This window comes from Paraburkholderia sp. (genome assembly GCF_035656215.1).
GTDB lineage: Bacteria > Pseudomonadota > Gammaproteobacteria > Burkholderiales > Burkholderiaceae > Paraburkholderia.
The window spans coordinates 1-12,928 of record NZ_DASRSY010000280.1 but is presented as its reverse complement, the minus strand read 5'-3'; the positions used below and the strand labels follow the sequence as shown (position 1 = coordinate 12,928).

The window sequence follows — 12,928 nt, the reverse complement described above, 5'->3', positions numbered from 1 at the left end:
GAAACCGATCAGGCCGGTCATGCCGACGTCGAACGGGTTGTCCCACTCCACGTATTGTTTGCCGCGCAACGCATGCACGGTCGGCGCGCCAAGCTGATCGGCGAATGCCACCACTTCGTCGTGTGCGTCCGCGCACCCGCTGCCGCACAGCAGCGTCACACCGCCGGCCTGATTCAGCATATCGGCGAGCCGGTCGAAATCCGCGCCGGAGGGCACCACCGTCGAGCGTTCGAGCGTGCCTGCCCATGCCGGCGTTTCGTCGGGCGCTTCGCCCAGCGCGACGTCGCCGGGCAGCACGATCACCGCGACGCCGCGCTCTTCGATTGCCGTGCGCATGGCGCGAGCCAACACGCGCGGAAACTGCGACGGGCTCGTCACCAGCTCGACGTAGTGGCTGCACTCCCTGAACAACTCTTGCGGATGGGTTTCCTGGAAGTAACCGAGGCCGATTTCCGAGGATGGAATGTGCGCGGCGATCGCGAGCACAGGCTGATGATTACGATGACAGTCGTACAGGCCATTGATCAGATGCAGGTTGCCGGGACCGCAACTGCCCGCGCAAACGGCGAGCTTTCCAGTGGCGGCGGCATCGGCACCGGCGGCGAAGGCCGCGACCTCTTCGTGACGCGTATGCATCCAGCGAATAGAACCAAGCCTTTGCAAGCTATCCGACAGGCCGTTCAGGCTGTCGCCGGTCACGCCCCAAATCCGTTCGACGTCTGCTGCCGCCAGTGTTCTGGCCAGATAATCCGCGATAGTCTGCTTACCCATGCTGTACTCCGCTAAGTGAGAAAGACGGCACCTCTGGAATGCCAGAGAGTACCGCTTCCTCGCAAAACGTGTCACCGCGCGGGCAGCGTTTTATCGAAACGTAAGCAAGGGGGACGACCGCACTTGCCGGGCATTCGTCTTCGTCACGCGACTCAGCGCAGCATGAACGACATCGCTGAGAGGCAGTTCAGCATGCGCACCACATGTTCCGCCGACCCCGCGCTAAAACGCAACGTGACGGCATCGACACGTGTGAGTGTCGGCCACTGGCAAAACAGATCGGCCAGCGCGGTAGTTTGCACACGCAACTCGCATTCGACAGGCTTCGTGGCAGCGCGCGTGGCTTGCGGCGCGTGACCTTTGTCGATGTAATGCCGCACCACTTCGCGTGCAGCACTTTCGATTGCATCACGAGCGCTTGCCGGGGTTTGCGTGACACCGCTCGCATGCCCCGTCGCGCTCTTGGTGATGACAAAGCGTGCGCCGGGAAAACGCGGCGCGGTTTCTTCCGCGAATACATCGTCGCCGGATAAAAGCGCTACCTGTGCGCCGTATTCTTCCGCCAGCGCTCCATACAATCCTGCCTCGCCAACTTCGATGCCGTTCAGCGAGACGCGCGCGAACGCGAAGCTGTTGATCGTATGCGAGAGAATGCCGCGCGTTTGCGACCTCGCGTGATAGCCGATCATGAACACCAGCGCCGCGCCGTATTCGAGGCCGGCCATCATGCCGAGCGTACGCGGTTTGCCGAGCACGACCTGGGCACGTGCGTCGAGCAGATCGGGCAGCAGATTGCGAAAGCCGCCATGTGAATCGTTGAGCCACACATGTGTCGCGCCACCTGCGAACGCCCCTTCAATTGCGGCATTGGCTTCGAGCGTCATCCAGCGGCGTGCGGCTTCGTATTCACCGTTGCCTGCGCGCGTTTGCTCGGGATGGAACACGCCGGCTACGCCTTCGATGTCGGCGGAAATCAGGACTTTCATCAGGGAGGTTACTTGAGAAGTTGAGCGAGATCGGGGGCGGTGTCGTGCAACGACAAACGACGATGACCGTCGCGACCCGTGACGGAAGTCGCGCTCCATATCGCGTCGACGATCGCTTGCTCGACGCTGTCTGCGCAAGCACGGAATAATGGATCGAGGCGCGCATCGGCGAGCACTTCCGGCAGCGCTACGAAGTCAGATTCGTGCGGCACGGTGTAGGCCGTGGAAAACGCCAACGCGATGTCGCCGCTGCCGTGGCCGTACACGGAACCGGTTCGTGCGAGACCGGCCGCGGCGCGCAATGACAGACGCTTGAGTTGGCGAGCGTCGAGCGGCGCGTCGGTGGCAATGATCATGATGATCGAACCTCGCTCGGGTTTTGAGGTGGTCGCTGGGATGACCGGGTTCGTCGAGCCCGCTGAATTCGCTGGATGCGCTACAGCTGCCGGGCCAGCTACGACAGCTTTGGCTGCGCGCTCGGCCAGCGCGCGACCAAGCTGCATGCCGTCGATCGTCAACATCGGCAGACGGCCGAAATTCGCCAGCACCAGTGCGCCAACCGTATAACTCCGCCCTGCTACGTCAATGACGCGCGATGCATTACCGATCCCGCCTTTCAGATCGAAGCACGACATGCCTCGGCCTGCGCCAACCGAACCGCTCGCGACATCAACGCTCGCTGCTTCACACGCCTCAGTGAAATGCCGCTCGCTTACTGCCAACGCCTGAATATCGTTCAGGTATCCGTCATTACATTCGAACACCAGCGGATTGACCGTCGACCATTCGCGTCCAATTTGCGGATTGGCATGAATTGCAGCGCGAATCTGCGCTTGTGCGACGGCGGCGACGCCAAAGGTATTAGTCAATGCAATCGGCGTCTCCAGCACACCGAGTTCTTCAACCTGCACGAGCCCAATGCTTTTGCCGAAACCGTTGATCACTGAAGCAGCAGCGGGCACGTTCGCGAGAAACGGATCGCCGGGATGCGGACGAATCACGGTCACGCCGGTTTGCACAGCACCTTCATCCAGCGTGCAATGCCCTACCGTCACGCCTTCTACGTCGGCAATCGTCCCACGCGGGCCACTCGGCAACACACCGATATGCGGTGCGCTTGCACTCGCAGTTTCAGCAAGACTCATGGCCGGTCGAGCTTCGGATCGAGCGCATCGCGCAAACCGTCCCCGAGCAGATTGAATGCCAGCACGGTGAGGAAAATCGCCAGACTCGGAAACAGCGCAATATGAGGCGCAGTGACCATGTCGGCACGCGCTTCGTTGAGCATCGCGCCCCATTCAGGCGTCGGCGGTTGCGCGCCGAGCCCGAGAAACGACAAGCTCGCCGCCGTGATGATCGAAGTACCGATCCGCATCGTGAAGTACACGACGATCGACGAAATCGTCCCCGGCAGAATATGCCGCACGATGATGGTCCAGTCCGAGGCGCCGATGCTGCGCGCCGCTTCGATATACGTGAGTTGCTTGAGCATTAGCGTATTGCCGCGCACGAGCCGCGCAAACGCCGGGATACTGAAAATCGCCACGGCGCAGATCACATTGATCATGCCGTTGCCGAGAATCGCCACCACGCCGATCGCCAGCAGAATGCCGGGAAAGGCGAACAGCACATCGGCGACACGCATCGTAATGCGGTCCCACCAGCCTTCGTAGTATCCGGCCAGCAAACCGAAGAACGTGCCAATCAACGCGCCGATCGCCACCGACAGAAAACCGGCCGCAAGCGAAATACGCGAGCCCGCGAGAATGCGACTGAAAATATCGCGGCCCAGCGAATCGACGCCGAACCAGTGCGCGGCGGAGGGCCCCGCGTTCAACGCATCGTAGTCGAAGAAATTCTCCGGATCGTACGGCACGATATGCGGCGCGAGAATCGCGACCGCGACCAGCAGCAGCACAAAAATGCCGGCGACGAGCGCCACATGCTGCTTACGGAATTTGCGCCAGAATTCACTCCACGGCGTGCGAATCGCGCTTTCTACGAGGGCGGCCTTGGCCGCATTCGCCTCGGTTGCAGAGATGCTCATGCGGGCCTCACTTGAAACGGATGGTCGGGTTGATCACGGCGTACAACACGTCCACGACCAGATTGATGATGATGAATTCGAGCGAGAACAACAGCACCTCAGCCTGAATCACCGGATAGTCGCGCATCGCCACGGCGTCCACCAGCAAGCGTCCGAGGCCCGGCCAGTTGAATACCACCTCGACCACGATCGAACCGCCCAGCAGAAAACCGAATTGCAGACCCATCATCGTGATGACGGGAATCATCGCGTTGCGCAGGCAGTGTTTGACGATCACGAGCCACTCGGGCACACCTTTCGCGCGGGCGGTCCGCACGAAGTCTTCATTCATCACTTCGACGAACGACGCACGCGTGAAGCGCGCCATCACCGCCGCCACAGCCGCGCCGAGCGTGAGCGACGGCAGCACGTAGCTCTGCCACGAGCCGTCGCCAACGATCGGCAGCCAGCCGAGCTTGACCGAAAAGATTTCCATCAGCAGCATGCCGAGGGCGAAGGCGGGAAACGAAATGCCCGACACGGCCAGCGTCATGCCGAGCCGGTCCGGCCAGCGATTGCGCCATACCGCCGAAACAATGCCGATGCCCATGCCGAGCACCACCGCCCACACCATGCTGGTGAGTGTGAGCAGCAGGGTCGGCATGAAGCGCTCGCCGATTTCCTGACTGACCGGCCGCTTGCTGCGCGTGGACGTGCCGAAGTCGCCGTGCGCGATCTTCACGAAGAAGTTGACGAATTGCTGCGGCATCGGCTTATCGAGGCCGAGATCGGCACGCACCAGTGCAACGGTCGCTTCGTCTGCTTCGGGACCGGCCGCGAGGCGCGCCGGATCGCCGGGTAACAGATGCACGAACAGGAACACCAGCACGGCGACGATGAAGAGCGTCGGCAGCAGGCCAAAGATACGTTTGACGAGGAAAGTCAGCATGAAACCAATCCGGCAATGATGCGGGCAACGAAGAATCGTCAGAAAGCGGCCGCCCAGCCGGTGTGCTCATTGGGAACACGCCGCGCCGAACGGTCAGCTCATCACTTGATCGCGATCTCGTCGAAATTGAACGAGCCGTCCGGTGCGACATAAGCACCTGACAAACGCTTGCTGCGCGCATACACGACCTTCTCCTTGACGAGGAAGATCCACGGCGCGTCGGCCCAGATGCGTTTTTGCGCGTCAGTGTAGAGCGCGGCCTTCTTGGTGCGGTCGGTGGTTTCGAGCGCCTGCTTGAGGTCGCTGTCGACGGTGTCGTTCTTGTAGTACGAGGTGTTGACCATCTTCGGCGGGAACGAGGCCGACGCGAGCAGCGGCGAAATCGCCCAGTCCGCTTCACCCGTCGACGACGACCAGCCGATGTAGTACATCCGCACCGGTGCAGTCGCCGGGTCTTGCGCGCTCTCTACCTTTGCAACGCGTTGACCCGCTTCGAGCGCTTCGACGTTCGCCTTGATGCCGACTTGCGCCAGTTGCTGCTGCACGAACTGAATCACCTTCTGTGCAGTCGAGTAGTTATACCCGGACCACAGCGTCGTTTCGAAACCGTTCGGATAACCCGCTTCCTTCAGCAGCTCACGCGCCTTCGCCGGATCGTACGGCCAGGGACCGAGCTTCACGGCGTAGTCGACACCTTGCGGCACCACGCCGTCAGCCGGCGTCGCGTAACCGGCGAACGCGACCTTCGTCAGCGCCTCTTTGTTGACCGCATAGTTCAGCGCTTCACGCACTTTCGGATTGTCGAACGGCTTCTGGTTGACGTTCAGGCTGATATAGCGCTGGATAATCGATGGCGACGCGATCAGATCCACCTTCGGACTCGTCTGCAATTGCGCCGCCTGTTCGAACGGCACCTGGAACGCGAAGTCCGCTTCGCCGGTACGCATCAGCGCAGCGCGCGTGTTGTTGTCGACCACCGGCTTCCAGTCGATCGCATCGACCTTCGGGTAGCCCTTCTTCCAGTAACCGGCAAATTTCTTCACCGTCAGGTCGCCTGCCGGGTCCCACTTCACCAGTTCGAACGGACCGGTGCCGACCGGATGGAACGCAATATCCTTGCCGTACTTCTTCAGCGCGTCAGGCGAAATCATGACCGCCGACGGATGCGCCAGCACGTTGACGAATGCCGAGAATGGTGCCTTCAGGGTGATCTTCACCGTGTACGGATCGACCACTTCGGTCTTCTCGATACGGTTGAACATGTTGTAGCGCTTGAGCTTGTTCGCGTGATCGGTCACGCGATCGAAGTTCGCTTTGACCGCGGCCGCATTGAAGTCGGTACCGTCCTGGAACTTCACGCCGTGGCGCAGCTTGAACGTGTAGACCTTGGCATCCGGGCTCGCTTCGTAGCTGTCGGCCAGCACGTTGATCAGTTTCATGTCCTTGTCGAAACCGAACAGCCCTTGATAGAACGACTTGGCGACGGCTTGCGACAGCGTGTCGTTCGCGTCGTACGGATCGAGCGTCGTGAAGGTCGACGCAACGGCCATCACGGCCGTCGTGTCGGCATGCGCCACATTGCCCGCGAGCATCGCGAACACCATCGCGCCGCCGCTGACCAGCGCGCGCAAACGAAACGGGGAAGACGGGACCAGCAGGTTCATGAGGTTGGCTCCAGGCTGCGAATTGAAACAAGGTTATGTACTGCGAGAGAAAGTTTTTTACTTCAGGTTGGGTGCTTTGTTCAGTTCTGCGTTCGGGCTTGCGTTCGCACCTGGTTCTAGTAAGCGCCGCCGACCCGATGCTGAGCCACGAAATGATCCGGTCCCACCGCAACCAGCGGCGCCACGATCGGTTCGTCGTTCAGCGAGCGAATCGGGCTCGGAATCTCATCGGCGGCGAGCATGCGTTTCGCGTGACGGCGCGCCGGATCGGCAACCGGCACCGCGCCCATCAGCTTCTTCGTATAGGGATGCTGCGGTGCTTCGAACACCGCGCGGCGCGGACCGATCTCGACGATCTGGCCGAGATACATCACCGCCACGCGATGACTGACGCGCTCCACCACCGCCATATCGTGCGAAATGAACAGATACGCGACGCCCAGTTCGCGTTGCAGATCGAGCATCAGGTTGACGATCTGTGCCTGCACGGAGACGTCCAGTGCGGAAACGGATTCGTCCGCGATCACAACTTTCGGATTCAGTGCGAGAGCACGCGCAATCGCGATGCGTTGCCGTTGCCCGCCCGAAAATTCGTGCGGATAGCGGCGCGCGGCTTCGGGCGGCAAGCCGACTTTTTCGAGCAGCCACGCAACCCGTGCCTGAGCTTCCGCGCCTTGAGCGACGCCGTGCACGAGCAGCGGCTCCATGATCGAGAAGCCGACCGTCAAACGCGGATTCAGCGAAGCGAACGGATCCTGGAAAATAAACTGGATATCGCGGCGCAGCGCTTGCAACGCCGGGCCTGTGAGCGAGCTGATTTCCTTGCCGTCGAATTCGATCGAACCGCTCTGGCTTTCGACCAGACGCAGCAATGAGCGACCCGTTGTCGATTTGCCGCAGCCCGACTCGCCGACCAACGCGAGCGTTTCGCCCGGCCGCAGATCGAAGCTGACTTTTTCAACCGCATGCACGCGGCCCGCCAAACGTCCGAACACACCGCTCTTGACCGGAAAGCGCGTGATCAGATCACGCACCCGTAGAATCGGCGGCGTGCTGTCGTGGATCAACGGTTGGCTTTCTTGCGCGACAGCGGCTGCGGGACGAACGGGTTCGTCGACGCCGGGGAGCGCTGCCTGCTCGACGGTCAGAATCGGAAACTTGGCGGGCAGATCGGTGCCCTGCATTGCGCCAAGGCGCGGAACCGCAGCGAGCAATGCTTTCGTATAAGGATGCGAAGGCGCGGCAAACAGCGTATCCGACGCACCCTCTTCCACTTTCTCGCCGCGATACATCACCAGCACGCGATCGGCCACTTCGGCCACCACACCCATATCGTGCGTGATGAAGATCACGCCCATGTTCATTTCGTCCTGCAGGCCGCGGATCAATTGCAGGATCTGCGCCTGGATCGTGACGTCGAGCGCGGTGGTCGGTTCGTCGGCGATCAACAGTGCGGGCTTGCACGACAACGCCATCGCGATCATCACGCGTTGGCGCATGCCGCCAGATAGCTGATGCGGAAAACGGGCGGCCACCCGGCGCGCTTCCGGAATGCGCACGAGTTCGAGCAGGCGCAGCGTTTCGGCTTGCGCGGCAGAACGGCTCTTCCCCTGATGCAAGGCAATCGCTTCGCTGATCTGGTCGCCAACCGTGAACACCGGATTGAGCGAAGTCATCGGCTCCTGGAAAATCATCGCGATGTCGGCGCCGCGAATCGAACGCATCGTGCCGGACGACGCTTTCGCGAGGTCGATCACGCTGCCGTCGCGGCGCCGGAATGCGATGCTGCCGCCGGCAAGGCGCCCACCGCCATGCTCGATCAGCCGCATCAAGGCAAGCGATGTCACCGATTTGCCCGAACCCGATTCGCCGACGATTGCCAGCGTCTCGCCGCGCTCGACCGTCAGCGAGAGATTGCGCACCGCGTTGAAAGTCTTGTCGCCACTACGAAATGCGACCGACAGATCGTCGACCGCAAGCACGCGTTGCGGCGGCATGGTTTCGGTAAGCGGGCGAGCGGTGTGCAATGAAGTCGGCACGATGGTTCCTTTGGATTCGGACGCAGCTAACGGTGATTCAAACGAAAATTCAAGCGGTAGTTCAAGCGACAGCGCAGCGGGACACCATTAGCGATAGATCGCCGTCACCGGCGTCTCGCCGATCCGCGCGAATCCGCGATACATACCCTCGGTATTGAACGGCAGCGTGACGTTACCGCGCGCATCGACGGCGATCAGTCCGCCGCGTCCGTCGATCTTCGGCAAACGGTTCATCACCACGTCGTGCGCCGCTTCTTCGAGCGAGGCGTCGCGGTAGGCCATTTGTGCCGCGACGTCGTATGCCGCGACCATGCGCATGAACATCTCGCCGGAGCCGGTGGTCGAGACCGCGCAGGTTGCGTCGTCCGCATAGCAGCCCGCGCCGATCAGCGGCGTGTCGCCGACCCGGCCGACCTGCTTGTTGGTGACGCCGCCCGTCGAGGTCGCGGCCGCCACGTGGCCATGCTGGTCAAGAGCAACCGCGCCCACCGTGCCGAACTTGCGATTCGGGTCGATCGGCTCGTGCGGCGTGGGATCGTCGTCGTTCGAAGACGGCGCGGCGGCCAACGTCGCGCCATCGTGATCGAGCATCGCGCGTTGCTGACCGCGTGCGAGCTGCCATTGGCGATGACGTGCTTCGGTATGGAAATACTCCGGCTCGACGAATTCGAGTCCTTGCGCGGCCGCGAAGGCTTCCGCGCCTTCGCCCGTGAACAGCACGTGTTCGCTACGTTCGAGCACTCGACGCGCCGCCAGAATCGGATTGCGTACACGCGTCACGCAGCAGATCGCGCCGGCGTCGAGCGTGCGGCCGTCCATGATGGCCGCGTCGAGTTCATGCGTGCCGGCCGCCGTGTACACCGCGCCACGGCCCGCGTTGAAGAGCGGACAGTCTTCGAGCAAACGCACGGCTTCGCTGACGGCATCGAGTGCGCTGCCGCCGTCGGTGAGGACGCGCTGGCCTGCGCTCAGCACGGCGTGCAAGGCTGCGTGATAGTCGGCTTCGGCGCTGGCAGACATCGACGCGCGCAGGATCGTGCCTGCCCCGCCGTGAATGGCAATGACTGCGTTGGTGTTCATTTTTTGGCTTTCGTAGTGCGGGTGGTACGGGTAGAAGCGCGCGCGGACTGCTCAGCAGTGCTGGAAGGCGCGGCGTGTGGGTCGGCTTGTGGGTCGGCTTGTGGGTCGGCTTGTGGATCGGTAAGCCAGGGCAATACGAATTCGCTGACGCCGGCGGCGGCCTTGACCGAGCGTTGGGCGCGATACGCGACCGCATCGCAGAGGGCTTCGATCACGGCCAGCACAGCGGAATCGGCATTGGCCGCAAGCCGTCGTTCCGAGCGGATATAGAGTGCGAGATCGGCGAATTGCGCGAGCGGCGAGCGCTGACTGTCGGTTAGCGCAAGTACACGTGCACCGCGTCCGGCCGCACGCCGGGCGAGTTCGATGGTGTCTTCAACATAACGCGGAAACGCAATGCCGATCACCAGATCGCCGTCGTCCGCGGTGAACAGGCGCCGCGCGGCATGCGAAGGTCCGCCGATCAGCGCGAGCGACTGTACGTTGTCGTGATACGGCATCAGGCCGTGCTCCATCAAGCCGGCGAGAAACGCGCTGGCCCCGTAGCCGAGCACGAACACACGGCGCGCGGCGATGATCGCTTCAACGGCTGCTTCGGCCGCGGCGCTGTCGATCGCGGTACGTGTGGAATGAAGATTGGCCGCTGCCTGTTCGAGCAGCGCATCGAGCAGCGCGTCACCGGAAGCGAGCGACTCCTGCGCGCTTCGCAGCCGCTCGACCGGTGCGAGCGTCGCTTCGAAGCCGCGCACGAGCGCTTCACGAAATTGCGGATAACCGTCGAAGCCAAGCGCGCGAGCGAAGCGATTCGCTGTCGCCACCGACGCACCGACCACGCTCGCCAGTTCGTCGATCCGCATGGTCGCCGCGCGGAACAGATTCGCCAGCACGTATTCGCCCATGCGCCGATGGATCGGCGTGAGGGTTGGCATTGCTACGGCGATGCGCGCGGCGATGGCCTGCTCGGCGGGGTTCGAAGTAACGGACGAGTGATGAATCATGCGAGCGAGCCGATGGGGAGCATCCCGAAGGGGACTTCCTTCGGGGCGTAATCAAAATGAATGAAAGTATATTTACATAGAAATCTCGTCGAAAAAAATTCATTTTCATTTTCGAGGGTTTTCACGGATGACCGGAGGCGTGTCGGCACACAACGGGGGCCGTCCGATGAAAATCAGTTTTCATTGAGCGATCGCGGCGCCCTCGGGAATATGCGCAAGCCGTGCCGCCGGCGACATGACGATGATTAGCGCCTGCACGAGGAAAGCGGCGGCTGCCGCGACCAGGCATGCGTCCATCCCCCAGCGCGCGCTGATCGCCGCGCCAAGCAACGCGCCCAACGGCCGCGCGCCATAGGTCGCCGTGCTGTTGAGCGCCGAGACGCGGCCCATCATCCGTACAGGCGTAATCGCCTGACGCAGCGTGGTCGAACCCACCACCCACAGAATCGGGCCGACGCCGAGCAGGAAGAAGCTGAGCATCGCCAGCCAGAACGACGGCATGAGGATCGTCCCTACCATCACGAGCGAGGCAAGCAAACCGCACGTCGGTCCGATGGTCAGCACGCGGCCGAACGCGAGACGCCGCGCGATGGCCGGTGCGGCGAGCGCGCCGCACACCATGCCGACGCCGTACGCGCCGAGCGTCACACCGACCATCGATGCGTTCAATCCCAAACGATGGACGGCGTACGGCACATACACCGCTTGCAGCACGAAGAAACCGAGATTGAAGAAGATCGCGGTGGCGAGCATCGGGCGCAGCAACGCATCGCGCAGCACGAAGCGCGTGCCGTCGCGCAGTTCCAGCAGGAAGTGACGCTGTGAAGCGGCCGCTCGCGGCGGTTCGTGCAGCCCCGCGAGCAATGCGACGGCCAGCGCCGATAACCCGGCCGCGCAGCCATACGCCCATCCCGCGCCGATCCATCCGACCAGCACGCCACCAAGCGCCGGCCCCGCCGAATACGCGACGCTGCGCGCCAGTTCGAGCCGGCCGTTGGCCTGGGCGTACGCCTCTCGCGGCACGATCGACGGCACCAGCGAAGGCGCCGCGACGTTGTAGGCCACCGTGCCGGTTGCGGCAATGAAGCCGAGCGCGGCGAGCAGCGGCAAGCTTAGCGAATGCGTCATCACAAGCAGCAGCACGCACAGCATCGCGACCACGCGCACGCTTTCGGCAAGCGTCATCAACGTGCGCCGCGAGCGGCGGTCGGCCCATACGCCAAGTGGAATCGACAACAGGAGAAACGGCAGCGTCTGCGCGGTTTGCAGCAGGCCGGTCTCGCGCGCACCGGCGCCGAGCACGAACACGGCGACGAGCGGCGCGGCGGCGAGGCTGATCTGTTCAGCGGATTGCGCGACCAGATTCGACCATGCGAGCCGCTGGAATGCGGCCGGCAGACGGATCGCGGATGAAGACGGCGAAGAGGAAGTGGCATGCATCGATAAACTCCTGCGACGGGATGTGGAAAGACCATCGTCGTCGCTATGACGCTGCGCGGCGCTCCGCTTCTTGCGGTGTTATTCTTCGCTCGCCATGAATCTCGAAAGCATCCTCTTCACTCAAGGTTTCGGCTCTCGCCGCCAATGCCGGGCGCTGATCCGAGACGGCCGCGTGAGCATCGGCGGCTCGGTCTGCTCTGATGCCGACGCCGATTTCTCAACCCATGACAGCACGTTCTGCTTCAGCGTGGACGAGGTCGTCTGGCCGTATCGCGAGCACGCCTATCTGCTCCTGAACAAACCCGCCGGCTACGAATGTTCGCGCGACCCGCAGCATCATCTGAGCGTGTTCGGCCTGCTGCCACCGCAGTTCGCCGAGCGCGGCGTGCAATGCGTGGGGCGCCTCGATCAGGACACGACCGGCCTCCTGCTGCTCTCCGACGATGGCAAGTTCGTTCACATGTTCACGTCGCCGAAACGCAAAGTGCCGAAGCTTTACATCGCGACCACGCGCCATCCCATTGACGACGTTCAATTGAATGCCTTGCGCGACGGTGTCTTGCTGCACGGCGAGCCCAAACCGATCGCCGCCGTCGACGTAGAGGCGCGCGGCGAGCACACGCTTGCCCTCACCGTGATGGAGGGCAAGTATCACCAGGTCAAGCGGATGATCGCGGCAGTTGGCAACCGCTGTGAAGCGCTTCATCGCGAGCGGATCGGCGGACTCGCGTTGCCCGCGACGCTGGCCGTTGGCGCATGGCAATGGCTCGACGAAACCGACCTCGGATCTTTACGGAGCGGGTAAACCGGTAGGACCCTTTTAAAGCCTTGATGCATCAGGAGAATCGTGTGCGCGGCCGCACATAGGCCTGCGGGATGCCTGATTACACGTTGCGTCGCAGCATGCTCTTCCTTACAGCTCGCCCTATACTCGTTTAAACAAAGACTACAAAGGGTTCAAGGAGGGGCGCCATG

11 protein-coding genes are annotated in these 12,928 nt (G+C 62.5%); 1 reads left to right on the top strand and 10 read right to left on the bottom strand.

What is annotated here, in order from left to right; translation table 11 throughout:
* The 10 genes from VFE81_RS15755 to VFE81_RS15710 all read right to left on the bottom strand — a co-directional run.
* The coding region (locus VFE81_RS15755; protein ID WP_325045487.1) for a thiamine pyrophosphate-binding protein at nucleotides 1-771 on the bottom strand (771 nt) is incomplete at its 3' end.
* Between the two features lie 152 nt (nucleotides 772-923).
* On the bottom strand, nucleotides 924-1,757 hold the full coding sequence (locus VFE81_RS15750; protein ID WP_325045486.1) for a M55 family metallopeptidase: 834 nt from the start codon (nucleotides 1,755-1,757) through the stop codon (nucleotides 924-926).
* Between the two features lie 8 nt (nucleotides 1,758-1,765).
* Nucleotides 1,766-2,902, bottom strand: coding sequence for a P1 family peptidase (locus VFE81_RS15745; RefSeq protein ID WP_325045485.1), 1,137 nt, complete (start codon nucleotides 2,900-2,902; stop codon nucleotides 1,766-1,768).
* Nucleotides 2,899-3,804: a glutathione ABC transporter permease GsiD gene (gene gsiD / locus VFE81_RS15740; protein WP_325045484.1), complete on the bottom strand. Its 906-nt coding sequence runs from the start codon at nucleotides 3,802-3,804 to the stop codon at nucleotides 2,899-2,901. Before gsiD ends, VFE81_RS15745 begins: the two co-directional genes overlap by 4 nt.
* Before the next feature lie 7 nt (nucleotides 3,805-3,811).
* Nucleotides 3,812-4,732 carry a glutathione ABC transporter permease GsiC gene (gene gsiC / locus VFE81_RS15735; RefSeq protein WP_325045483.1) on the bottom strand — a complete coding sequence of 307 codons (921 nt, stop codon included), beginning with the start codon at nucleotides 4,730-4,732 and terminating at the stop codon, nucleotides 3,812-3,814.
* 101 nt (nucleotides 4,733-4,833) lie between these two features.
* Entirely contained in the window at nucleotides 4,834-6,396 is a 1,563-nt protein-coding gene (gene gsiB / locus VFE81_RS15730; RefSeq protein WP_325045482.1) for a glutathione ABC transporter substrate-binding protein GsiB, read from the bottom strand.
* A 116-nt stretch (nucleotides 6,397-6,512) separates the two neighbouring features.
* A complete protein-coding gene (locus VFE81_RS15725) occupies nucleotides 6,513-8,435 on the bottom strand; it encodes a dipeptide ABC transporter ATP-binding protein (protein WP_325045481.1) in 1,923 nt (640 codons plus the stop codon).
* An 87-nt stretch (nucleotides 8,436-8,522) separates the two neighbouring features.
* Nucleotides 8,523-9,515 carry an isoaspartyl peptidase/L-asparaginase gene (locus VFE81_RS15720; RefSeq protein WP_325045480.1) on the bottom strand — a complete coding sequence of 331 codons (993 nt, stop codon included), beginning with the start codon at nucleotides 9,513-9,515 and terminating at the stop codon, nucleotides 8,523-8,525.
* On the bottom strand, nucleotides 9,512-10,513 hold the full coding sequence (locus VFE81_RS15715; protein WP_325045479.1) for a MurR/RpiR family transcriptional regulator: 1,002 nt from the start codon (nucleotides 10,511-10,513) through the stop codon (nucleotides 9,512-9,514). Before VFE81_RS15715 ends, VFE81_RS15720 begins: the two co-directional genes overlap by 4 nt.
* A 180-nt stretch (nucleotides 10,514-10,693) precedes the next feature.
* A complete protein-coding gene (locus VFE81_RS15710) occupies nucleotides 10,694-11,953 on the bottom strand; it encodes an MFS transporter (RefSeq protein WP_325045478.1) in 1,260 nt (419 codons plus the stop codon).
* Nucleotides 11,954-12,047: 94 nt separating this feature from the next.
* Between VFE81_RS15710 and VFE81_RS15705 the strand changes: the two genes are divergently transcribed.
* Nucleotides 12,048-12,758 (top strand): 16S rRNA pseudouridine(516) synthase, encoded by a 711-nt coding sequence (locus VFE81_RS15705; RefSeq protein WP_325045477.1) that lies wholly within the window; start codon nucleotides 12,048-12,050, stop codon nucleotides 12,756-12,758.
* Nucleotides 12,759-12,928 lie beyond the last annotated feature (170 nt).